This is a genomic window from Candidatus Melainabacteria bacterium (genome assembly GCA_003963305.1).
Lineage (GTDB): Bacteria > Cyanobacteriota > Vampirovibrionia > Obscuribacterales > Obscuribacteraceae > PALSA-1081.
Genome location: RXJR01000004.1, coordinates 257913 through 282652 on the forward strand (window position 1 = coordinate 257913; position 24740 = coordinate 282652).

The 24740-nt window shown below is 50.0% G+C and carries 19 protein-coding genes; 7 read left to right on the top strand and 12 right to left on the bottom strand.

The window, feature by feature from the left end:
* Window positions 1–223 precede the first annotated feature (223 nt).
* Both EKK48_05370 and EKK48_05375 read right to left on the bottom strand, forming a co-directional pair.
* The gene (locus EKK48_05370) at window positions 224–3499 is read right to left on the bottom strand and encodes a peptidase (GenBank protein ID RTL44680.1); all 3276 of its coding nucleotides are present in this window, start codon (window positions 3497–3499) and stop codon (window positions 224–226) included.
* Between the two features lie 3 nt (window positions 3500–3502).
* A complete protein-coding gene (locus tag EKK48_05375; protein ID RTL44681.1) occupies window positions 3503–3991 on the bottom strand; it encodes a VOC family protein in 489 nt (162 codons plus the stop codon).
* Between the two features lie 427 nt (window positions 3992–4418).
* Here EKK48_05375 and EKK48_05380 point away from each other — a divergent pair, with 427 nt between their 5' ends.
* Window positions 4419–5639 carry a hypothetical protein gene (locus tag EKK48_05380; GenBank protein RTL44682.1) on the top strand — a complete coding sequence of 407 codons (1221 nt, stop codon included), beginning with the start codon at window positions 4419–4421 and terminating at the stop codon, window positions 5637–5639.
* 130 nt (window positions 5640–5769) lie between these two features.
* Here the strand turns inward: EKK48_05380 and EKK48_05385 are convergent, their stop codons facing one another.
* From EKK48_05385 to EKK48_05405, 5 genes are all read right to left on the bottom strand, one after another.
* Complete coding sequence (locus EKK48_05385) at window positions 5770–6615, bottom strand: hypothetical protein (GenBank protein ID RTL44683.1); 846 nt, start codon at window positions 6613–6615, stop codon at window positions 5770–5772.
* 384 nt (window positions 6616–6999) lie between these two features.
* Complete coding sequence (locus EKK48_05390) at window positions 7000–7641, bottom strand: J domain-containing protein (GenBank protein RTL44684.1); 642 nt, start codon at window positions 7639–7641, stop codon at window positions 7000–7002.
* Between the two features lie 118 nt (window positions 7642–7759).
* The gene (locus EKK48_05395; protein RTL44685.1) at window positions 7760–10465 is read right to left on the bottom strand and encodes a VWA domain-containing protein; all 2706 of its coding nucleotides are present in this window, start codon (window positions 10463–10465) and stop codon (window positions 7760–7762) included.
* A gap of 3 nt (window positions 10466–10468) precedes the next feature.
* Window positions 10469–11002, bottom strand: a complete 534-nt coding sequence (locus tag EKK48_05400; protein RTL44686.1) for a MerR family transcriptional regulator — start codon at window positions 11000–11002, stop codon at window positions 10469–10471.
* Window positions 11003–11272: 270 nt separating this feature from the next.
* Window positions 11273–12523, bottom strand: a complete 1251-nt coding sequence (locus EKK48_05405) for an acyltransferase (GenBank protein RTL44687.1) — start codon at window positions 12521–12523, stop codon at window positions 11273–11275.
* Between the two features lie 456 nt (window positions 12524–12979).
* Here EKK48_05405 and EKK48_05410 point away from each other — a divergent pair, with 456 nt between their 5' ends.
* Window positions 12980–14089 carry an alpha/beta hydrolase gene (locus EKK48_05410; protein RTL44688.1) on the top strand — a complete coding sequence of 370 codons (1110 nt, stop codon included), beginning with the start codon at window positions 12980–12982 and terminating at the stop codon, window positions 14087–14089.
* Window positions 14090–14118: 29 nt separating this feature from the next.
* Here EKK48_05410 and EKK48_05415 read toward each other — a convergent pair whose 3' ends face one another.
* On the bottom strand, window positions 14119–15333 hold the full coding sequence (locus EKK48_05415) for a M24 family metallopeptidase (protein RTL44689.1): 1215 nt from the start codon (window positions 15331–15333) through the stop codon (window positions 14119–14121).
* Between the two features lie 151 nt (window positions 15334–15484).
* On the opposite strand from EKK48_05415, the gene EKK48_05420 reads away from it, so the two are divergent.
* On the top strand, window positions 15485–15892 hold the full coding sequence (locus EKK48_05420; protein ID RTL44690.1) for a CoA-binding protein: 408 nt from the start codon (window positions 15485–15487) through the stop codon (window positions 15890–15892).
* Between the two features lie 292 nt (window positions 15893–16184).
* Here EKK48_05420 and EKK48_05425 read toward each other — a convergent pair whose 3' ends face one another.
* Window positions 16185–16646 carry a hypothetical protein gene (locus EKK48_05425; protein ID RTL44691.1) on the bottom strand — a complete coding sequence of 154 codons (462 nt, stop codon included), beginning with the start codon at window positions 16644–16646 and terminating at the stop codon, window positions 16185–16187.
* Window positions 16647–16938: 292 nt separating this feature from the next.
* Between EKK48_05425 and EKK48_05430 the strand changes: the two genes are divergently transcribed.
* The 4 genes from EKK48_05430 to EKK48_05445 all read left to right on the top strand — a co-directional run bounded on the left by EKK48_05430 (window position 16939) and on the right by EKK48_05445 (window position 21796).
* Window positions 16939–18006, top strand: a complete 1068-nt coding sequence (locus EKK48_05430; protein RTL44692.1) for a solanesyl diphosphate synthase — start codon at window positions 16939–16941, stop codon at window positions 18004–18006.
* A gap of 8 nt (window positions 18007–18014) precedes the next feature.
* Complete coding sequence (locus EKK48_05435) at window positions 18015–19484, top strand: hypothetical protein (protein ID RTL44693.1); 1470 nt, start codon at window positions 18015–18017, stop codon at window positions 19482–19484.
* Window positions 19485–19490: 6 nt separating this feature from the next.
* Complete coding sequence (gene ccsB, locus EKK48_05440; protein ID RTL44694.1) at window positions 19491–20480, top strand: c-type cytochrome biogenesis protein CcsB; 990 nt, start codon at window positions 19491–19493, stop codon at window positions 20478–20480.
* Window positions 20481–20806: 326 nt separating this feature from the next.
* Window positions 20807–21796 (top strand): sigma-70 family RNA polymerase sigma factor, encoded by a 990-nt coding sequence (locus EKK48_05445; GenBank protein ID RTL44695.1) that lies wholly within the window; start codon window positions 20807–20809, stop codon window positions 21794–21796.
* Between the two features lie 172 nt (window positions 21797–21968).
* On the opposite strand, the gene EKK48_05450 is transcribed toward EKK48_05445, so the two are convergent.
* The 3 genes from EKK48_05450 to pruA all read right to left on the bottom strand — a co-directional run bounded on the left by EKK48_05450 (window position 21969) and on the right by pruA (window position 24616).
* Complete coding sequence (locus EKK48_05450; protein RTL44696.1) at window positions 21969–22250, bottom strand: YtxH domain-containing protein; 282 nt, start codon at window positions 22248–22250, stop codon at window positions 21969–21971.
* A gap of 219 nt (window positions 22251–22469) precedes the next feature.
* Complete coding sequence (locus tag EKK48_05455; GenBank protein ID RTL44697.1) at window positions 22470–22907, bottom strand: hypothetical protein; 438 nt, start codon at window positions 22905–22907, stop codon at window positions 22470–22472.
* Between the two features lie 155 nt (window positions 22908–23062).
* Complete coding sequence (gene pruA, locus EKK48_05460; protein ID RTL44698.1) at window positions 23063–24616, bottom strand: L-glutamate gamma-semialdehyde dehydrogenase; 1554 nt, start codon at window positions 24614–24616, stop codon at window positions 23063–23065.
* Window positions 24617–24740 lie beyond the last annotated feature (124 nt).

Consider the following 24740-nt stretch of genomic DNA (forward strand, 5'->3'; position numbering starts at 1 on the left):
AGACTACGATAAATCGGCTGTTTTTACATTTATCCGGCGTCATGTTTAACGAAGAAAGACAAAGACTCCTTGCCTTTGTTTCTACGGAATCAGACGCGCCTCATGACAACAAGGTCAAAGCTTGCGCACTGAACGTGGCAGGGCTACGCTATTCAGCTTTCACACTGAACATGGCGGAGATACGCTGTTCATCTTTCACGCTGAACATGGCGGAGCTATGCTGTTAAGCATTCTTCTGCTTATCGCCCGATTTCAGTAGAACCCTGGACTTTCCAGTCAATTTTGGAAGCGGCAGTTTCGGCTTATCACTGAAGTCTGGAAGCTTAACAGGATTTTTCTTGAGCGCATCGAGAGCGAGACCCAAAGCTTTATCCATCTGAGGGTCTTTTCCATCTCGGTAATCTTGCGGCGAAATATCTACTTCAAAATCAGGATCAGTGCCGTAATTTTCTACGCTGAAACCAACATCTGTGAACCAGAACGAGAACTCAGGCTGGGTTGTCACCGTTCCATCGACTAGACGATGACGAGGCCAGATCCCTATGACACCGCCCCAGGTGCGCTTGCCGACCAGAGGTCCAAGCTTATAGAGCTTGAAGCAATGGCTGAAAATATCACCATCTGAGCCGGCAAACTGGTTTGTAATGGCAACCATCGGTCCGGCAACAGATTCCGTCGGGTAAGGCTGTGGAGGTCCCCATCGAGAGACATCGTAGCCAACTCGTTTACGTGCTAATTTCTGCAATAACAGAGCAGAGACATGACCGCCTCGATTGTAGCGGACGTCCACAATCAGCCCGTCGCGGCTCAATTCAGCCAGATAGCCGCGATGAAACTCGGCAAATCCAGCTGGACCCATGTCAGGGATATGAACATAGCCGAGGCGTCCGCCAGATTTTTCATGAACGATCTGGCGATTGGTGTCCACCCACTTGCGATATCGCAACATGCGCTCTGATCTAAGTGCATGAACGGCTACATTTCGCTTCGATTTCTTCCGCAGAATGGTCAGATTAACGGTTTTACCAGATGCATTCACGAGCAGTTCATCGAGAGAACAATCTTTTCCCACCCCTCGTCCACCCACGGCTACAATCAGGTCATCCTCTCGGATATCGAGTCCTGGTGCGGCAAGCGGAGAGTCAGACTCTCTGTCCCACGAATCGCCTCTGAGAATGTTCTTGATGATATAACCACCAGATTTGGTATCAAGTGCGAAATCAGCACCGAGGAATCCTTTGTGGTAATCAGCTTGTCTTCTGTAATCACCACCCATTTCATAAGCATGTGAAGTGCCAAGTTCTCCCTGCATTTCCCAGATCAAATCGGAAAGCTCACCGCGAGTGCGTAGTCGAGGCAGCAGAGCTGCATAACGGTCGTGAACGAGGTTCCAGTCTACGGCAGACATCGATACATCCCAGAAGTGTTCACTCTGAAGGCGCCAGGCTTCCTCGTACATCTGCCTCCATTCTTCCTGTGGCTGCACCAGGACCTGAGCGCGATGCAAATCCAGGTTGCGAGTCTTTCGTCCAGGAGCGTCGCCCGGATTCCATGGTTCAGCTTTCTCAGCGGGGAAACCTTCTTCGGTGTCAATCGCTCGGACCTTTTTACGCGAAGCATAGTAAAGGGCTTTGCGATCGTTCGAGATACGAATATGGTTGACGAAATTGCAAATGCGCGCAGTGCGGCGCTCCTTATAATCATAAGCATTGAGCACGCCGGGTTCAGGCTCTTCCTCCAACCAATTATGATTGGGGCGAATTCCTTTGACCGGGAAAGCAGTGAAGTAAACCCGATTGGCAGTAGCTACAATTTGCCCGTAACGACCTTCACTGACTGGAAATCCGATAATACGACGCTCGATGCCATCGAAATCTATATCGAACTTTCTGGCCTTGTCAGCTTCCTTCTCTTTGTCTGTTTTCTTCCTTTCGATCTCCTCTTCCTGAGGCGTTTTGTACTCAAACGGTGAACGCACATCTTTCCGCAGTGTGACGAGGAAAGGTCGCACCGAGTTGGGAAAGCTCAAATCAAACTGGAGTGAATCATAGACGGGATAATAGTCTCGCGCAGCCAGGAAATAGAGGTAACGCCCCTCTGGATCGAAACACGGCTCGTAGTCGAACTTAAGTAGGGAAGTAACGTCGTGCACCTTCCCTGTTTTTGCTTCGGCAATGCGAATAATGCATGTGCCGGGCTGCCCAGCAAAGCTGTAGGCAATCCAGCGACCGTCGGCAGACCAATTGATGCCGCTGATACGGTCGGCAGGACTCTTGTCCACTACTTTTACGGACTTACTTTTCAAATCCACTACAAGCAATTCCTGGCGGTGGTTTGCAATCGCCACCAGGTCATCAGCAGGAGATACACGAAGCTCGACAGCGCGACCAATATCTCCCTTGCAGGCAACCACAGGCTCCACCGACTGGTCCGCGTGATGCAACTCTAGCTGCTCGTATCCAGCAGTGTCTGAGATGACAACAAATCTCTTGCCGTCGGCAAGCCACTCACAATTGCGGTAGCGGCTACGACTGCCGCGCCCGTGCTGAATGACGGCTCCTTCCCAATTAGCCATAGTCATTGGCTGACCACGCGCAATTACTGCCACCGAGTGCCCTTCAGGATGCGGCGCATAATATTCGAGATAATCGCGCGCGGAAACAAATTTCCGCACTGATTGAATTGTCGAAGTCGGCACAAAGACATCGATTTTGCGCGTTTTGTTCGTTGCGGGATCGAGCACATAAAGATCACCGCCGCACGTGTATGAAATTCTTTTGCCATCCGTAGCGGGAAAGCGAACATAGTAATCATGATGGTGGGTGTGTTGTGTCAAGTCGCTGCCGTCAGGCTTGCACGAATAGATGTTGCCCATGCCCTCATGATCAGACAGGAAGTAGACTCGCTTGTTCAGCCACATAGGCAAAACCAGATTGCCTGCCAGTTCGATCAATTTCTTGAATTTGCCTTTGCCGTCAGGGTCTATCCACAGCTCGCCGGCGGTTCCACCACGGTATCTCTTCCAGCGCGCTGGATCGTTCGCGTTTCGGCCTATCACCGTTGCACCATTGCTCTGCACTGCATATGAGCTCACCAGTCCGTGGCGCAAGGGGCGTGGTTCGCATCCCTTGAGAGGGACAGCGTATGCCTCGCTATGGCGCACGAAAGCTGCATAGGCATCGGTGACAAAGAAAATTTCCTTTCCGTCGGGCGACCAGCCGCTCACAAAACAGGTATCGGCGCCGACGAATGTGAGACGCCGGGGCAGCCCGCCTTCCACTGGAATGACATAAACTTCCGGATGGCCTTCTTCTCGTCCGACAAAAGCGACGAACTTACCGTCTGGCGATAGCTTCGGGGTCCAAAATTCGCCGCGCCCTGTCGTTAACCGATGTGCAGTGCCACCACTTGTGGTGACCAACCATAAATCGTCTTCGCAGGTAAAGACGAGAGTGTCACCGCAAATAGTGGCATAGCGGTAGTAGCCTGCTTCTGTCATCGATTAACCTCGTGCTCCAGCTGCCGGTGCAAAAAATGCCTTCTGGCGCTCGTTTATTTCCTGTTCGCTCAGATCCTCGACATGAGTAGCGATACTCCACTCCTGACCGAATGGATCTCTGATTTTGCTAAAACGGTCGCCCCAGAACATATCAGTGGGCGGCATGAGCGAATGCGCCCCAGCGTCTATGGCTTGCTTATAAGCAGCATCGACGTCGGCTAAGTAAAGCCATAGGCTCGAGGCAACGCCGTTCAAAGTCTCGGGCGACAAACAATTCATTTCCGGAAATTCGTCGTTCAGCATAATTATGGAATCGCCGATCTTGATTTCGGCATGCATAATTTTTGAACCATCCGGAGACAAGGCTCGCTTAATTTCTTGCGCTGCAAAAGCTCGTTTATAAAAGTCGATCGCACGAGCAGCGTCCTTGACCGTTATTGTCGGCGTTACTGTTCTGTACATGTCGGGTACCGGTTTTGGCTTAGTAGTCATGAAGCCCTCCAGAAAGATAGATGCGGCAACCCGCAGGGTCAGCTGAGACGACTGCAAGTGGTCGACGTGGGATGACGTGGTGACTCGGCACAACGACGGTCCTGTCAGTTCAACAACGGTCCGTCAGTTCGACAACAGTCATTCGGGACCATATTGTAATGCGATTTGAGGTGAAAACGCGTCGTCGCGGCGACGGCTACCCCAGATCATTCAAATTTTCGCGCTTATTGCCAATATTCTTTTCTCAAGTTGCATATATTTCCCGACTGAAATATTTGTGCCAAACTAGATACAGATCATTTACCTGACACCTCCGTGCCGGGCTGAGGTTCTGCTGCACCTGGAGTCGTGAAAAACTCGGCATCTCAAGCTGTAGATGCGTTGAAAAATAGGGCATAATGGGCCTGGCACCTAACCTAAAAGAGCTATGGTTGAAAAGAAGTTTTCAGAGACCCTAGTAATTCTGCTTACTGGCACAAACACTGTTGCGCAGCCGAAGATCGACGAAGCGGTCAAAAGCGCGAAAAACTTGAACGTTCCACTGGAACGAGCTTTGATAATGCTCGGACACGCTTCCGAGATGTCGCTCAAGTCGATCATGGAAGCGCAAGAGCTTATCAAATCGGGCAAAATTACTCTCGATATGGCAGTCAAGGCTCTGCGGTTCGCGAAGCAAAACCATCTTGACCTGGACGAAGCCATCAATGTTTTGAGTTCCGTTCACAAGAAAACCCAGGTCGTAACCGCCGTCGGAAACGATCTGACCAACTTGATGCTGGCAGCATCGATGATTAATCAGGAACAGCTTGGACGTGCTCTGACCCGCGCCCACGACAGCGGAATGCAGATGGGACGTATTCTCGTACTCAACCGAGACCTGTCCACCTGGATGATGTCGTCGGCACTGGCAGCACAGTTGCTCATCCGCGACGGAAAAATTTCAAAAGAAGATGCCATCCAGGGATTGCAGGCAGTTGGGCGACGACGCATCAGCATCGAACAAGCTTTATTTGAATTGGGTCTCTATCGAGAGACGCCGGGACAAGCAGTCAAAATCGGCGAACTTTGTTTGATGGCAGGATTCATGAACGAAAGCGACATGCTTGAATGCCTGGAAATTGAAATCGTCAAAGAAAAGCAGTTCGGTCAGATTTTGCTTGAGCAGGGGCTCGTCACCAATCCTGTATTAGAGGCAGCAGTATATTTACAAGATATGGTTTCGAACGACACGCTTCGGGCATATCAGGCAGCTGAAGCGTTGAAGCAAGTTCGACTGAAAGAGGTATCGGTCTATCAAGCAGTTGCTGAATTGCAACCACCGCCTCAAGTAACGCCGCCGATTCTGTCAATGCAAGAGCTTCTCGCACAAGCTGAAATTGCAACGCCGGAGCAAATTGCCTCTGTTGTCTCAGACGATGAACAAAGCTCTATCAAGGTCGGAAAGAAGGTTCTTGCAGCTGGAATGGTAAACGAAGCCACTCTCTACGTGGCTCTCCGCTGCTACTCACTCTTACGCGAAGGCTATGTCTCCAACGAGCAGGCAGTTTTGGCACTCTCAAATACAACCAAGAGCGGCGGAACGCTAGACGAAACGCTGGTCAGGCTAAACTTGACGCTGCCTTCTCGCATGCAGTGGATCTGGACGTAACCACCGAGTTCCAGGCGCACCAAGTTCCAGGTCTTACGGACAGTTCCGGATCGCACTGAGTCCAGGCAGCACCATTAGTGCTACCGCTGATGGTTGTAAATCATGGCAGCGATACTCGCCTGGGATGAAGCTATGAGAACGATGTCGTCATTGAAGTAGAAGCGGTGCTCGACTCGTTGCCTTGAACGTAGTTTTCGAGACCACCTTCCATTAGCTTGATGATGTCCTGGAGAAATCTGGCGGCTGGAGCGCCGTCAATTGCTCGGTGATCAAAGTTCAAACTGATGGTCATCATCGGGCGAATTTCAATCTTTCCGTTTCTCACAACAGCACGATCTTCAACAATACCAATGCCGAAGGTCGAAGTACTGACACATGGCGGTACTACTGATGTAATTCCAAATTTACCCAATGAGCTAAGTCCGAAAGTTGCACCTTGATGTTTCAATCTGAACGCCGGAAAGGTCATGCCCATCCATAAAATGAAGCGACGGAAAAGCCATGGCATATTGTTAAACCGATTCTGCACATCAAGATGGCTGACCTCCTTGAAGTCAGCTGAACCATAGGCTTGCAGTTCTTGAGCAATTTCTTCAACCGATTTGGTATCGGGCGAATCGATCGCACCAAAGAACACCGCTGGCTGTGTGCCAACATTACGCTCTACGGTGAACCCGGCGACAATGTCGTTGAGAGTGACCAGCTTTCCAAAAGGATAAATACAGGTCCGACTTTCTGGATGCGTACGCTGGGCGATGCCAATCGCCTTCAACAAGATAGCCGTAACAGTCGTCTTGCAGCCGTTCTCTTTCAGCTTCTTACGAAATTCTTCAGCCCAAGTCATGTCTATGTCAGCCCACAAGTAGGTGGGAACTGAATTTCCCCGAATAAACGTGATCATGTCGAGCACATTCCAGCGGGGACGCTGGTAATCTGTGGTGGTGTAGTGGCTCGTTGGTTGTTCCGAATGATTCAATTTACATCTCCCGCTCGAAAAGACGTCTTGGCAAAACCGTTGGACCAGACGATGTCCCTATTTACAGGGCCCGAGTAATTCTATTATACAGACGCCTATTGATAACCAAACAAAAGCGTACGTTTTATTAGGAAGTCAAGCTCACGAGTTCGTCAGTAAGGTCCATGACGCCGCGCGGTCTGGCGAAGTTCCGGAGCCGTCAAATCTCGAAACATTTAACCGGCTTAATATTTCGGGTTACTCAGGGGTGCAAATAATGAGATGGGTTCACCCCGGTTGGTTCATCCAAGAACCAAATTTTGCTCAAATTCAATCACAAACAAACCGAGTTTCGGTATCGTCAGCGGTGCCAAATCGTTCGAATAACGAAAACGATGATAATTGCTAATTCGAGCCAGGCGGCGCCGCAATTGAACTATCTGACGGCAATGCAGGCTGAGGGTTTGATGACCCAGAACCTTGAAGCGGTGCACCCGGCGACTGCGACGGACTCAAGACCACGCCGGGATTCGATGATGTGTCGCGCCTGGGAGCCGTAAGATTTGCTACGAGAACTACTATGATTACAAATATTCCGGTGGCAACAAAGATTTTGACAATACCGGATTTGTCGACTGACTGAGCACCTGAAGAAGCACTGGTCCCAGTTGCGGATCCAGTTGCGGATCCGGAAGCAGATCCAGAGGATCCGGATCCGGAAGCAGATCCAGAGCCAGAGCCGGAATCAGACCTGGAACTTGAACCGGAACCAGGACCAGGACCACCACTCTTTTCCGCTTTATAGCGTTGCGCAAGCTTCGCCCCGTGCTTCTCAAACTGTGCTCGATCAGTCAAGCATTCATAGGCTTGATTGATTTCTTTGAGCTTCTTGTCGGCTAAAGCTGCAAATTCGGAATTATGTTGAACTCTGTCTGGGTGCCACTTTTTAGCCTCACTTGTGTAGGCCTGACGAATTTCTTCTTCGGACGCCTCGGGACGAACACACAATATTTCGCAAAGAAGACGCCTGATTTCTGAATCGTTCATATGCCCGACCTTGAATTGGGAGCGGCTGGCATAATGGTATCACCCTGCTCTAAAACATGAAGGAGCGCGACTTGGTCGCGCTCCTTCGTCCCTCGCCAGCCAGCCACATGTCGCTGGGTTAAACGTTACTCTGCCAGAATGGTTTCGGCTGTTTCTGTGAATTGACTTCTTCAACAACCTTCTCGAAGTTTGTTTCTCCTTCTGCTACCACCTTTTTGATCGATGGTGTAATAGTCTTCGCTGATTGAATCGCATGAATCAACTGCAGAGAGTCTGCACGAACGAATTTTTGCAAAATCGGCAGACGGTCTGCGATTACGCAGTTCGATAGGGCAGTGAATAACTGCTTCCTTGCCTCAACTAGTTTCTGAGCATCAAAATTTTCACCATTTTTGATGGCAGCAAATAGTGCACGCAAGATGGTTTCAAAAGTTTTGAACGCATTCTGAAATTCATTTGAGAGCTGCGCCGAAGCTGAATCCTTTTGCTTTTCTCTCACACCCTCAGATGACTGACGGACAAGTTGTCCCATTAGGCTTGAGGCTTTTCTTGTAGGCAAATTCGAAGGCTGAGCGGGCGACGGAGGCGGTCCACCAGGTGAACCACAAGGAGGCGCTCCCGCCGGTAGGATAGGCGGCTGAGGAGCTTGCGGCGCTGCTTGAGGCATTTGTTGAGGCTGCGACGGTGTGTTTGACGCGGCAGCACCAGGTGCTGCACCCCATGCATGGGACGAGTCACCTGCGATTTTCTCTCGCAAAGGTCCACCATACATCGAACCAGCTCCGCCTGCTCCCGGCGCAGGGCTACCCCAGCAAGCAGGTGCGGCGCCCCAGCTGCCTGTTGATACGGAGCGGGACTTCAAGCTACGATTGGTCATCGGAGCTGAAGCACCAAGAGAATCCCAGCCTGCAGGCGTTTGCACTGGTTGAACAACAGTCCGAACGGCCCCACCAGCATTCACAATCTCGGCATGGTCAACAAGCACGAACGCCGTGAATTTAGTCAGAATTGAATGAGCGATGGCAATATCCACTATTTGCTTGTGCAACGCCATCTGCTGCTGATCGTTTGAAATTCGGTAGGTGTCTTCCAAATCGATGATGTGACTTTTCGCCCAAAGTTGAGCCAGAGCCGGTAAATCAACGACCCGAGCGGAAACCTCCTGCGCAAATTTCGACCCATCGGCGCATAAGCCATTCACTTTGATTTTGCCGCTCTGCAATTCTTTCAACTTCCCGGCAGACATCTTAAAAAATGCGCTGCTGGCTCGTCCTTCGAAAAGATCGGGCACTCTGGCTGGTGTCACTGAATTCTTATCGAGACCACAGTTCACATCTTCCAGACTCAAATTCGTAATCACTGGTGTGCCGATTTCGCGCCCAATGCCGCCCAGGGCTTCTTCCAACTGAGCGCCCGGTTGCACAAATGTTGACGTACCACCTCCCAGAGCCGCCAGCCTGTTCAGGAAACCGTCATTGACAGCTGTATCGACACCAACAGTAAATACTCGGATATCCCCCAATTCAGATTGAATATGTTTGAGAATCGGTGATTCATTGCCGACTTCACCGTCGGTCAGTACAACAATTACGGGCAAACGCATCGAACAAGGAAGACGCAACTTCATTGTGTTGATTGCTTCACGCATAGCGTTGTGCATCTCAGTGCCACCACGCGCTCCGACGGTGCGCAAATATTTTTCGCCCAGCTCCTTTCCTCCCTCATCGGCGTAGACGAGCTGCTTTTTAGTAGAATAGCCATTCATCCACTCGACGACATCATCAAAAGCTTGAATAGCGAAGCGGTCACGAGGACCAAGAGTATTGATCAGCAGGGAACAAGCCCGCGCAGCAGATGCCATCTTGACTCCAGACATTGAACCGGAGCGGTCGACCACAAAGATGACATCGCGCGGCAGGGCACCAGCTTCGTCTGTCTTAGGCGGCAACAAAGAGATCATGCCATAGCATTCAGACTTATTGGCTGGGTTTTGATAAACCAGAAAATTAGACTGCACCGACTCTGTCGCAACGCGCCAGCGCAAAACGAAATCTCGGTCAAGTAGCTCATCTTCACGGGCAAGTGAGATCTTAAAACCATCCTTGCTCGTTCCAATTTTTGTAGCATGCTGCGAACAGCTCAAATCTTCAATTACCTGGTCGCCAGCCAGTTCAACGGTCAAATTGAGCGCTGTCTTTGGATCAACGCCAGGAGCCAGGCGAGGCGGCGAAATGCGCGAAGCATCGGGCACGATGTCTGTGTCAAGCTCGACACCATCACCGAGATTTTGACGCGCAACTGCATTGCCTGGTATATACCGAGGTGCCACCACCAGCGGTAACCGAATTTCAGTCGTTCCGTTGTCGAAATAGGCAAGCTTTTCGGAGTATGTAATCTCGACTTGAACTTCTTCTCCAGGAGGCAGATTACCTACCTGTACTGTAAAGACATCGTCCCGTTCTTGCTCCAACAGCGCCGCTCTCTTTCCTTCTTGCAGAGCCTCTACATATTGATCGCGTGCAGCCTGGCGCTCATCAACTTTTCCAACAACCAGACGCTCTCCGACTTTCATTTTGAATGAACTGACTGCGCTGCCACCAGCAAGCGGGAAAATATAAACAGCTTCGAGATGGTCGCTATATGGATTTTTGAAAGTTTCCGTGACCGTCACATGTGCAAGTCGATCTGCGACACGAGCCGCGATTTGCACTGAGGTCAGAGGCAAACTTCTCTTCTTGTTTCCTTCCGTGACATGGATGCAGCCAAGCACTCGACTTGAACGTTCGACTTCAGACTCTTCGAGTAATAGAATCGCGGTGGTCATCTGTTATTCTCCATTTGCCTCAGGGGCAGCAGCTTTTAGGACTTCGAGGGCGGCGCGAATTTTTTGTTCGAGTACTGCCTGGTCTGTATCACCAAGCCACGAGTCATCTGCCATGATTTTCAGACCCGGTTCGATTATGATTTCGCGCCAAGTTAGAGTACGAATTGATTCCTTGTAGGAGTCGGTGCTTCTCTGACTTAGTTCAGGAATGTAGAAGGCAATTACGGCTTCAAGTTCTGCTTCACTTAAACCATATAACTGTTCCTGGATCTCGGACAACGGAAGCGACACACCCTGCAACGTCTTAACAGCAAGCAATTGCAGCAAGTGCTTTCTGTTGTATTTAGCCACTCGCCCTTCGATAGAAGGACGGTCGAGCAGTCCCAGACTAGTGTAGTACCGGATGGTACGCATATCAGGTGCTGCGGACACTCGATTATCGTGATGACTGGCGAAGAGGTTATTAGCTTTAAGTACACGCACTACCTCCTCTGAGAGTTCCTCGATGCTTAACGTGTAGGAGTCTTCGACTATCATGACAGTATTATGCTTGATTACTGTAATACTGTCAAGGTTACTGTCAGATTACTGCAAATACTGCCCAGTACAGCAGTTACAGATGTGCTGCACAGTAGATCCGGCTCGGGTCCAGCATCTACGATGCACCCGAGCCCCGAAACGCTGCACTATTCAGAATTGGCTCAAATAGTGATGAATTTTTGCCGATATCGGCAAAAAAACAAGCTAAAGAGAGCAAATTTGCAAAAGAACGCCCAGCCTATGGCTCTTCCGACACCCTGCCAAGCGCTAAATGCGTGCGTATTTTCGCCGCAATTCTTCCAGTCGCTTTTCAATTGTGCGATACAAAATCTGTCCCATTATTACTGTCAGTGTTAATGAGATGCCAAAGCGAATCGCATAGAACTGCTCGTTATAGGCCATGTGCAACTTGCCGCGCATGTAGTTTTCCGTCAGCGCAATGATTGGATGATGCACCAGGTACATTCCATATGTAGTTTTGCCGATACCTGCAAATAAGGACAAAAATTGCTGTAACGGAGCCCACGACATTGTGCCTATCAGCACCATTCCGCAGAGAAGGGCGATACCGAGATACATCGGCACGATGAAAACACTGTTGGTTGGTTCCGGCAAAAACGCAATCATGCTTGCCAGAATGGCAAATGCAGTCAACGCGATCGGTGCGCCCTTTTTGCAAATCTTTTTCCACAGCTCGGGACATTGCAACTGGATCGTTGCTATCAAGGCGCCGGACATAAGCGTATCCAGCCCGCATAGTGTGTTGTAGTGATAGAAGTCAGACGGCGTCCAGATGCCGCGTGTATGCGTCAATGAGTACTGCTGGAAGTAATAGCGGAACCCAATAGACATGGCGGTCAAGCCAACTATAGTGAGCGTCAGACCCTGCCACGATTTCATTTTGCGCACGATAAAGGGCCAGGTCACATAGAACTGTTCCTCAGAACAGACCGACCACAGCGGTCTGAACAAATTCGCCAGCGGAAAACTCAACCCCGCTGTTAGAGCCTGCAAAGTCCAGGCTTTGAAAATGAGCGCGTAGTTGCCCAGAAAGAAGAACATAGGCACGAATATGTCGCACAGGAACTTCTTGTAGAGCTCCATGTTTAAATGCCGTGTGCACGCAAAAGGAATTACAAATGCACCAACAAAGATAACTAGATAAAAAAGCGGCCAGATGCGCAACATGCGCCGCTTGAAGTACAGCGGCAGCGAGATGTTTCCGTTCTTCAAACGTTCTTTCAAGAGCAGCGTTGTGATCAGATATCCGCTCAGCACGAAGAACATGTCCAGACCAATCACGCCCCATTTGACGAAGACGTTGTAGGCATCCACAAGAAAGAAATGCTGATTGGGCTGCTGCGGAATTACCGACGAATGAGCCATAAACATATAGAAGAAGCCGACCGTGCGTAATCCATCCAGCTCGGGCAGGTAGAATGCCTTCTTTGCCTGCGGCTTGGTTTCAGCGGCTATTTGAGTGTTTTGGGTCTCGAGTACCGGGGCTGCTGAGGTCACTTGATAATTCGCTTAAATTCCCGACAGTTCCCAAAATGTTAGCTTACTAAGAGGAAGCGGTTGTTAGGGTATTTAAATGTAGCCGAGAGCGTCAGAAACGACGAAGTCTTTTATTACTTCTATTAACCCGGCGACAACCTGGAAGTTAGGGCTGTAGAATTCACCTTATGAGCACTCCTGAGCCGTCACCTGAGGCAAGGCAAGCCAGTTCAAATAAGATTCGCGGTGTCGTCACACTGGTAATCCTCGCGTGCGCCGCGGCAGCCGGTGGATGCTACTTTGCCGTAGTTTTGAAGTAATGGCGCTCCCTCGCTTCTAAGCCCGGGCGGCCGGCCTGGACGAGAGGGCATAATCTCAGATTAGAACTATCCAATCTCAGGTCCATTATTTTTCAAAAGGTCGCGAAACCTTTTGTTGCCATTCGGGTAATAGAGGTAACAGTTCGAGGCAACGAAATTGAAAAACATCAATCGACTATTGATTCTTGTGTTGACTATGTCATCCATTCCGCTTGTTTGCGCGCAAGAAGAACCAAATGCATCGATTCAGGCACAACAACCGCAGACACAACAACAACAACAACAGCCACCTCAAGGTTCGAACCAATCCAGAAGAGAGCGCATTATTCAGCTTATAAAAATGCGCAGACAGGGTCAGAACGGCGGGGGTTTGTGGAAGCAGCCTCAAGGGCAGGGAGCTTCTGCAGACGCTAACTTCTTAGATCCCGATGGAATGCAGGAAGCGGCATCTATCGGCAATTCGCGTGCCACCGCACGCGATATCGCATACGGACCAGACCCACTCCAGAAACTTGATGTTTATGCACCACCAAAGGGCACCGCTAAGGGCCCCGTCATTCTCTTCGCACACGGCGGAGGCTGGAAGCGCGGAGACAAAAGGCAGCATGGACCAAAAGGCGCAGCATATTCCAGCAACGGTATCGTATTCATCTCAACAAACTATCGGCTGGCACCGAATGCGATGCACCCAAAGGAAATTGAAGACATGGCCAGCGCGTTCGCCTGGGTGAAAGCACATGCAAAAGACTACGGCGGTGATCCCAATCAGATCTACGTTATGGGGCATTCAGCAGGTGCGCACCTCGTTGATCTTTTGGCAACAAACGAAAAATTCCTTGCAGAGAAGGGCTTAAAGCTGACCGACGTAAAAGGCTGCATCAGTCTGGATACCGCCAGTCTCGATCTGACCGAACGCGGCGCACTTCCTGGTGTGGCCAGCAAAATGGTCGCAGATATGGTTACCAATGCATTTGGTACGGATCCGAAAGTTTTGACAGAGGCATCGCCTCTCCTGCAACTTCACAAAGGAAAGACTTATCCGCGATTTCTGATGATCTGCAGTGCCAATCGGCGAGACAGTTCAGCCGCCCACAAAGCATTTGATAAAGCCGTCCATGAGGTCGGGGGGAGCATCTCCACTAAAGTTGTGCCACTAAATCACGGGCAGATCAGCCAGGCGGCCGGCAACGAAAAAACCGATGTGTTCGCAGCATGTCTGGCATTCGTTCAAGGTAAACCAGTCGCAAATTCCGGCACGCTGCAGTAGCAATCGGCACGCTGCACGCGCGACGAAGTTTAGTCAGCGAGAATTTTGACAATCTCAGTTTGAATAGGCTGACCGGCCACGACAACCTGCTCACCATCAACGTAAACGTCAATCTCGCTGCGCACGCCGAAATCATCCAGGTAAATTCCTGGCTCGATTGAAAAGGCCGTTTTAGCGATGATCTTTCGCTCGTCCCGCGTCTCCAGATTATCGATGTTCGCTCCGTTTGCGTGCACTTCAGTACAAATTGAATGTCCCGTACGATGCACAAAAAACTTCTCATATCCCTTACTGGCAATATGTTCTCTGGCGGCGTCATCGACCTGCCATCCTTTGATTTCACGCCCTTCTTTTGCCGCCGCTCGAACAAAAGTCAAAGCAGCGTCACGGGCATCACGCACTATCTCAAAGACTTCGACAAACTTTTGTGGAACGTCAGTCCCGACATATCCAGTCCAGGTTATATCGCCATAGACAGCATCTTCAGGAGATTTTTTCTTCGCCCAGATATCCAGCAACACGAAATCGTTGAGGCGAATCTCATCGTGCATAGTCTCCGTTGGCTGATAATGGGGCTGACCGGCGTGACCGTTCACTGCCACTATTGGTGGTGAGTTTGAAGTCAGCCCGTACCGGTCATATGATTCAACGATAAACTGTTGTACGTCGTATTCCGTTATTCTTTTCGACGATTTGATCGCGGTTTTAATCATGGCAAACGCTTCGAATACAATTTTCTTCAAAGCTTCCACTGCTTCGATATGAGTCTGCAACTGAACGGGGCTCAGTCGTGCTTCGAAATAGGAAACCAGATTTGCAGAAGTGACCACCTCGCATCCAGCCGACCGCACCAGCTCAACAGTGCCTGCATCAACTCTCGAGACATATGGAATTGCGTTGCCTGGAGAATATTGCATCGCCACTTTCTTCTGCCCAGCAAGAACTTCTTTCAGCTTCGACTCAAGCTCCTTCCATCCCAAATACACAACCTTATCTCCAGGAACTGCATCAAGGCTGTCCATTTCGATTCGATGCACCAACTTGATTGGAGTTCCGCTAGCAGGCACGTAATAGAACCAGCGTCGCGACACGAAATGACCAGCACTTAAACCTAGTATTCGCAAAGCAATAGGATCGTTATCGTGGAAGAAATAAAACAGCCAGCCGTCCACACCTTCAGCAGCCAGCGCATCCTGCACCTGCTGCAGTTCAAAAGTTTTCGGTTGTGAAAGAGTTGAAGTCATAATTCCTCACTGAATACAAGAAAATGCATCGTATACTGACAGCATCATCGGTCTGATTTCCGCAGCTATCAAGTATCCCAGATCTCGAACATTGTCGTTCGTTTCTTAATGAACGAATCGGTTATCGCTATCCCAATCATTCGGAGTCACAATGGAATCAATAGACTCAAAAATAGACGCTTTCCTCGCCGCACCGTCGGTTGCTGTCGTCGGCGCAAGCGACGATAAAAACAAGTACGGTCATCGGGTCCTGGTTTGCTACAAACAGAATCAGAGAAAGGCGTTCCCGGTCAATCCCAATGCAGAAACTGTGCTTGGAGAAACCTGCTATCCGGATTTGCTCTCGTTGCCGGAAAAGGTCGAGTCAGTTTCAATCATCACACCACCTGCGGTGACCAGAAAAGTAGTCGACGATGCCATCGCTGCAGGTGTAAAGAATCTATGGATGCAGCCCGGGGCCGAGAGTCGGGACGCCATCGCTAAAGCTGAGGCAGCTGGTCTCAGAGTCATTCACGGGGGTGCCTGCGTGTTGGTCGTGCTTGGATACCACGGCGCGTAAGAGTGCACCTGGACGGGGGCTTGTCATGGCACCTTAGACGAGGGCGCTCCATAGCACGCTCCGTAGCACCCTAGATGCTCCACAGCACCCTAGATGGGCGGCTCCATTGCACCCAAGATGGGCGGCTCCATTGCACCCAAGATGGGCGCGTTCCATAGCACCCGAGACGGGTGCGTTCCATAGCACCCGAGACGGGTGCGTTCCATGAGCACCCGAGACCGGTGCGTTCCATGAGCACCCGAGACGGGTGCGCGCTCATGCGCCCGCGACGGGTGCATTCCAATGTTCGAAACTACTTCGATGTCACTTCATTTATTAAGGCAACGAAGTTTTGCTTGAAACTCGACAAAATGCGATGCACTTCATCTTTGCTACAGACACAAACAACTCCGCCACCGCCGGTCGCTCTGGCAAAATGAGCACTCAATTCCTGCATCTCAACCAGAGCCTGAGCGCCCTCTAACTGAAAGGCATCCTCTAACCAGGCAATAGGCGCCGCCAGGAAGTAACGTCCTTTAGACGCTAGTGGATGATTGACTTCGTGGAGATTGCCCTGAGGATCGACTGACTTCAACTGTCCAGCTACGACCCGATAAGGCGGGAAGTCGTCAGTAGGACGCTGATACCAATCCAGCGCATTGGGATAGCCATTCATCTCATTGACCATCCAGAGAATTCTGTCATCAGGAACCTTGCCGTGAACGTTCGGAAGGGCTCGTCCGAGAGCTTCTCCCAACCGTATCTCGCCCGACATGACCCTGTTTTTCAGCTCTTGTAACACACTGCCCCCAAAATCTCGGTTTCTCAGATGAGTATATTACGCCAGAGCCCAAAGATTGCGCTTTTCAGTAAAAGCAGTGCAAAGATTTGCGAGTTTCTTTTGAAGCTCTTATGATTTCTGCAAATGCTCTGACATAATCTGTCATCGACAAGAAGCCAGTATGTCTGAAAAACGGCTTCAGTTCGCAAAAACGCCGGACACGTTCCTAATAATATTCTTCGCTTTGCCGGAAAGTGCGCATTGCAATTGATATTGGCGGAAGAATGTGGAAAGCTTACAAAACCCGATGACAACTGCGAAAAGCATGACTACAGCCTCAGGATTCACAACGACACATATTTCCAACGCAGACCTGACCACTTTGCTGGAACCGGTCACGCAAGATCTTGCTCAAGTTGAGCTAATGCTCAACACGAACATGATTGACGACACAACTTTCGTACGCGATTTACTCGCGCAGATCTTCCAGGCTGGCGGCAAACGACTGCGTCCAGCCATAGCGCTGCTCGCTTCCCGAGCCACAGCAAGTCCAGACCAGGAATTCAGCCGCCTGCACATCATTCTCGCTGTACTGACTGAACTGATACATACTGCCAGTCTTGTCCATGACGATGTCATTGACAGTGCCTCTCTGCGACGAGGAAAACAAACAGTTAATCGCAGATGGAACGACAAAGTTGCCGTTCTGATGGGCGACTTGCTTTTCGCACAAGCATCCATCTGCCTGGCTCGAATCATGAATCCAGTCATTGTCGGCATCTACGGTCAAGTACTGGGCGACCTTTGCGCCGGTGAAATCAGACAGATGCGAGCTCAATATCTGACTACAGTCAACTGGGAAACATACATCCACAAATCTTTCTGCAAAACAGCATCGTTGTTTGCAGCCGCCAGTCACAGCGGCGCCATATTGAACGGATGCCCGAACGAAACCATCGAGTCGCTAAAAGAGTACGGTCGTAACCTGGGGATACTCTTCCAAATCGTTGACGATCTTCTCGATGTCACAGGCAACACCGAAAAAATGGGGAAGGAAGCCGGAAGCGATTTGCAAAGCGGCATTTTGACGGCACCAACTTTATTCATCCTCGAACGCGGCGATGCAGTCTCGCAATCCCTTGAAGAATTGATCAAGACGCGGGCGGTGAATGAGCCGGAAGGAACACAGAAAGCTCTTACCATCATTAGAGAAAACGGTGGCGTTGAACAGACTGTAGAAATGGCACGCAAATATGGTCGCGCCGCCAAAGACTGCTTAACTGTCATTCCCACAAGCCCTTACAAGACTTCTCTTGAAGGATTAGTTGACTACATTTTGACAAGGACGACCTGATACTGCCGATGACCACCAGCGATTCGCATTCCAAACAATCGTTGGGCTTTCGCCCTGTCTTTCGTAATGGACCGCTGGGAATTTTCGCCTCAGTCAAACTGACAATTGTATTGCTGACGCTGTGTGCCGCCACGATCTTGCTCGGAGCCTGGTGCCCGCAAGAATCTGCAGTCGGGCAGGAAAAAGTCATCGAACAATTCGGCGAGGAAATGGCTGTAAATCTCCACAACTGGGGAATCACAGACATCTTCCACACTCCATTCTTCCTTATTTTGATCGCTCTTTTAAGCATGAACATGGTCGTGGGAAGCCTCGACAAAGTTTTTCCAAAACTGCGACTGCTCAAGTTGCCTCTGCAATTTTTCGGACCGGATCAGATTGCAAAAATGCCTTTCAACACGACGTTTGCCGCCGGTGCGAGCCCTGCTGAAACGCTGGAAAAATTACAGATCAAACTGCAGCAAAAAGGATTCAAGACTGTCGTACACGGCAACGAGCTTGCCGCCGAATCAGGAAAAATTGGACGGTATGCGCCAACTACTACCCACATCGGTCTTCTGTTGTTGCTGCTTGGAGTGACGATCACCTCATGGACAGGGTTCTCAGGATTCAAGCCAGTACGCCTGGGAGAAGATCTTTCCTTTCAAGACTCAGAACACTCAAAACAGTGGATCGGCAAACTACCGACCTGGAAAGTGCATGTAGATGCCACCAGACGCGAAGACTATGAATCAGGCGATGCCAAACAATGGTATTCGGATCTTTCAGTCATCGATGAGAAAGGCAAAGTCTTAGAGAAACAGCAAATTTCAGTCAACACCCCACTTGAGTATAAAGGCGTCGACGTCTATCAATCGAGCTGGGGACTTGACCAGCTGGTCATTGCCTTCAACGACAACGAAAAAGCTCTCGATTTGCGCCAGATGGGCAAACTCTACGCAGCATTCCTGCCACTCGACGGGGAGACTGTTCTGATCATGTCTCTGCGCAATCAGACCGCCCCGCTCAGGCTCTTTGCCAAAAGACCCGACTGGGAAGCACCAAAACTTATCACTGAAATACAGCAAGGCAAATCAGTCAAGTTAGGCTCTGTAGAAATCAAATATGTACGACCTGTACCGGTCACAGGATTGCAATACAAAAGCGATCCCGGTTTGCCCATCACTTACATAGCCTTTGGCTTCATCATGCTCGGAGTGATGCTGGCGGCAATTCCGTTCCGCCATGTGTGGGTGAGTGTATCAAAAGACGGCGCCGAGTCGGGTTCAAAAGTTTCTATCGGCGGGCGCTCAAAGAAAGCAAAAGTTGGTTTCGAAAGAATGATCACTAAAATCATCGAGTCTATGCAAGCAGAGCTGCCTCCACCCGTAGTGGCAACTGCAGTCGACCCGGAGACTGAAGTGCAAGGCACAGAAGCAGAACCGCCTAAGAACCTGGACCTGTTTCAAGCTGGTCCGTCCACATCCATCAAGGAGTAAAAATCAATGTCTGACTTCCAGTTAGCTTTGACAAACACAGCCGGCGTGTCATCAGTAATGTCATTCTGGGTCTTCGTCGCCTCCAATGGCGTCAAGAAATACCACGACAAGATGATGACAGCAGCATCAATAGTGATGGGTGTTGGCTTTGTGGCACTGACTCTGGCGATCATCGCGCGGGGCGTAGAAGCACAGAGGTTCCCACTGGCAAACCTCTATGAATCACTGCTCTGGTTCGCCTGGGCAACGATGGGCGGCTATCTGGCACTGGCAAGCGCATATGGCATTCGCCAGTTAGGCTGGCTGGCTGCTATGTTGGCGGCGACAATGTTCCTTTATGGCAGTTGGCTTCCTGCCAATCAGCAAACCATCACTCCACTGGTGCCGGCACTGGTGAGCTACTGGCGGCAAATTCATGTGCCACCATTGATAGTATCGTATGCGATGTTCTTCTTGAGCGGTTTGTCTAGCTTGCTTGAACTTTTCCATGCCAGACGCAAAGTCTCACTGACTTTGTCTATTACAACGATAGTGCTCGCCTTCACAGCGATCGGGCTGGGCACATTCACCTCAGTTGACACTAAATGGTTGCAACTACTCTTCGTCGGAGCCAGTCTCACGGGCACCATCGGCGCCTACTATGCGCTGAAAATTCAGAGCGGCGAAGCGAATCAGAAACAAGCGGAGATATATGATGATGTGAGCTATAGAGCCATCGCCATTGGCTTTCCACTGCTCACTATCGGTATCATCACTGGCGGGCTCTGGGCCAATCACGCCTGGGGCACATACTGGTCGTGGGACCCTAAAGAATCGATGGCTCTTGTAACGTGGCTGAGCTACGCCGCATACATCCATCTGCGCGTGCACCACGAGGCCTCTGCCGAAAAACTCTCGGTTGTATCGGTGGCCGGATTACTGCTCACACTGCTCACCTACCTGGGCTTCAATTCACTGGGCTTTGGCGGTTTGCACAGCTACGGCAAGTTCAAGTAAAAATCGGCAAAACGCACACAGGGAGCCTCTTATCAGGCAGCCGGTAAACGGCGACGAAAGAGGAAGTAAACGTGCACAAAAGAGCAAGTAAAGAGCCCGTAAAGTCGAGGAGTTCTAGGGTAAACCCGATTACCAAGTGTTGAACGGAACATTTAAATAAGAGAGGCGTCTGAAATCTAGGCGGGCTTTGAAAAAAGGATTGAGCGTCTTTAAGAGGCGAACTTTTGTGCGCCTTTAAGCAAAGTCGGATGTCTGGTACGACGCCAAGTTGAGGACCGAGTACCAAATGGATTCTACGAGAGCGGCCAAGCGCCGATAGATAAACTATGACAAGAAAGTACGCAGTAGCAGTAGATGACAACCTGGAAGATGACCTGTTACCGGGTGCCACCGGTTTTTCGTTCGCCGATGAAGTCGATGAGAGCTCGCTTGGAGATGATACCGACGAACTTGAAGAGCCAATTCGTGCGCGCGGCCGTGGCGTGGTTTCAGAAGATCCAATCCAGTTATACCTCCGTTCGATTGGTCGAATCAAACTGCTCGCAGCATCAGAAGAAATCGAATTAGCCCGCAGAATCGCAAAAGGCGACATGATCGCCAAAAAGCGCCTCGTACAATCGAACCTTAGATTGGTCGTGAGCGTTGCGAAAAAATATCAAGGTCGCGGACTCCCTTTTCTTGATCTCATTCAAGAAGGAAACGTCGGTCTGATCAGGGCTGCCGAAAAATTCGATGCAGAGCGAGGTTACAAGTTCTCCACCTATGCAACCTGGTGGATCAGGCAGGGAATTACTCGTGCGCTGGCCGACAAGTCACGCACGATCAGAGTGCCCGTGCATATGGTTGAAACCATCAATAATTTGCGCAAAGTGACGCGAAAACTATCGCAAGATCTTGGACGCAGACCAACGATGGAGGAACTTGCAGCAGCAATGAATGTGACATTGACTAAGGTCAAAGAAATTCTTGCGGCCAACCGTTTGCCTCTTTCGCTCGACACCCCATACGGCGAAGACGACGATAACTCGCTTGCCGAATTGGTTGAAGACGAAAATTCGACCAGACCTGAAGACTCGACTGAAGCGAGTTTGATGGCATCGGATATCAGAGGCGTTCTTTCAACTTTGACACCACGCGAACGCGATGTGTTGATTTTGAGATTCGGTCTGAACGATGGTAAACAACGCACGTTGGAACAAGTAGGAAAGATGGTCGGTATTACCCGCGAAAGAACGAGACAGATTGAGCTCAAAGCTCTTCGAGCTCTACGTCAATCGAAGGTGACATCGAAACTGAAGGATTATTTGAACGAATAAGTCGCACAAATAATTCAACACAGGATCAGCAGGAATCAGGAATCAGAATTCTCAGGACTCAGAATTCAGGATTCAGGATTCAGGATTCAGGATTCAGGATTCATCGCAAAAGACCGGCGCAAAACGCCGGTCTTTCTGCTTCTAGAATGCCAAACAATCAGATAGGGTGCGACTAGCTGTTGCTTTCGAACTGCCCTTCTTGTGTACGACGCGACGTAACATAGTTGTCTACTTTGTCTTTCAGATCAGTTGCTTTGTGCTTAACGCCATCGTACAAATCCAGGGTTTTATCGGCCAGGTCATCACGCAACTCTTTACCAGGTTTTTGCGCCATCAATAGCCCAGCGCCAAATCCCATTCCCATACCGGCAATAGCGCCCGCAACTGCACCTGTAGCGCAACCGGCGAAGAAAACAACTTGTAGCCATCTAAAATTCAAAACGTTCTTCAACATCTGCAAATCCCCACTTCTAGTTCGTCTAACAGTAAAACGACTGACGAGCGCTTCCAAAAGTTTCGGTTGGGTTAGCGCTTGATATTTAAAATTCCAAATAAAGTGTCTCACACGTAACGAATCGGCACATTATTCGGAGCCTTTGACGACCACGGGCCGTTCACATTAGACACAAATGTGCTGACTCTGACTAACTCGCCGAATATTAACGCCAAGCTCTTAAACGCGAATCTCTTGAATAACGCCGTCTTTGACGAGAATTTCCCCACCTTCAAGGCGCTGGAAAATATTTTCGCCAATGCGAACTTCGACTGGATTTTCGACTGTAAACTGAGTCACGACGCTGCCTAATGGCAATTCGTTCAAGGCCTGGAATTGTCCTTGCATCTCTTCCTTCAGCTGCAACAGACGCATCTTTTCTGCCTCTACTTGCTGTCTGATGGTTTCCATCTGCATACGCGCATCAGCTGTAACAACTCCGGCAGTGCGTTTCTCTATATCAGCAATAGCGCGCTTGCCTTTGAACTCTAGCTGCTGTAATTCGGCATCGATTTGCTGAAGATTGCGGTTAATTTCTTGCCCGACCTGGTTCTTGAAGTTCTCTGTGACGATTGCTCTCACCGCAATCTGTCGCACGAGCTTAATGGTTTCAACCATCGAATCCTCCTAACCAAGGCACCCAATCGAATCTTCAGACTTTAGTTTAGCAGAAGCGCCGTGCTGCTTAACCAAGCCACAAGCGGCCAGGTAAACAAAACATACGCCTCACTTGAAAAGCGCTATCGAGGCGCTTGTCAAGAAAGTCTTACGGTCTAGAATCTCTCGCTAATCGATTTAGCCTGAGTGAACAAGAGCAAATAGTCTCTGCCACCTGCTTTAGAATCGGTTCCGCTCATGTTGAATCCGCCAAATGGCTGCACTCCAACAAGAGCACCGGTACATTTACGATTCAAGTAGAGGTTTCCGACGTGGAAATCGCGACGAGCCTGCTCAATATTGCGACGATTACGAGAGTAAACACCGCCGGTCAATCCAAACTCCGTATTGTTAGCGATATCCAGGGCATGGTGCCAATCTTCAGCCTTAATAACTGCAAGCACTGGTCCGAATATCTCTTCCTGCGCAATTCGTGAAGTCGGACTGACACCAGCAATGATGGTAGGTGGAATGAAGAAACCATCTTCCGGTTTCCCCTGAGCTTTTCCACCCGTAATGCACTGTCCTTCACCTTTGCCCACTTCAATGTACTCGAGAATGCTCTGGTAGGCTGATTTTGATGCGACCGGACCCATATTCGTCTTCAGCTCTTCGGCCTGACCGATATGTAGCTTTTCGGTGCGCTCTTTGATTTTTTTCACGAACTCATCGTAAATAGCTTTGTGCACAATGACGCGCGAGCAAGCAGAGCACTTCTGCCCCTGGAAACCAAATGCGCTTGCGACAACACCGTCAGCGGCAACGTCCAGATCGACATCTTGATCGACGATAATCGAGTCTTTACCGCCCATTTCGGCAACCACTCGCTTGATCCACAACTGACCAGGTTGAGCCTTGGCTGCCAGTTCTGTGATACGCAAACCGACTTCTTTCGAACCGGTAAAGGCAATAAATCGAGTCTTCGGATGTGTGATCAAGAAATCACCGACGGAAGCTCCCGGTCCTGGAAGGAAGTTCAATACACCAGCCGGCAAACCAGCTTCTTCCATCAACGCCATGAACTGATAAGCGATAGTTGGCGTTTCGCTGGATGGCTTCAGGATGACTGTATTGCCCGAAACAATGGCTGCAGTTGTCATGCCGGCCATGATTGCAAGCGGAAAGTTCCAGGGCGGAATAACTATGCCAACGCCAAGTGGAAGGTAGTGCAATTCGTTCTCTTCACCATTGAAAGGAATCAATGGCTGAGGTTGAGAAAGTCGAACCATTTCTCGACCGTAAAACTCAAGAAAGTCGATCGCTTCGGCTGTATCGCCATCCGCTTCTGCCCAGCTCTTACCGATTTCGAGAATCAACCAGGCAGAAAACTCATGCTTGCGAGCACGTAACAGCGCCGCTGCCTTGAAGAGATATCTTGCTCGCTCGACTGGCGGCACTTTCTTCCAGGTTTCAAATGTTTCCAGCGCTACTTTCATGGCTCGCTCAGCATGCTGAGTGGTGGCCTTGGAAAACCTGCCTATTTCCTGCTTTGGTGCACCGGGGTTAGTGGAAACGATGTGATCGTCGGTGAGAATTTTTTCTCCACCGATTACAAGAGGATAGGTCTGACCAAGTTGCTTCTTTACCTTGGCTAGAGCAGCCTTCATCGCCTCTTGATTGCTTGAGACGGAAAAATCGGTAAATGGCTCATTACGAAACTCTGTAAGCATTCCACAGTTCTCCCAACGTTATCCGCAGACAATAGTATCCGGCTTAAGAAGCAGGTCTACGAATGATAACGGTAGATTTATAGTTGCTTATATGACGCTGCCAACATTCCCCGTCTCATCACAA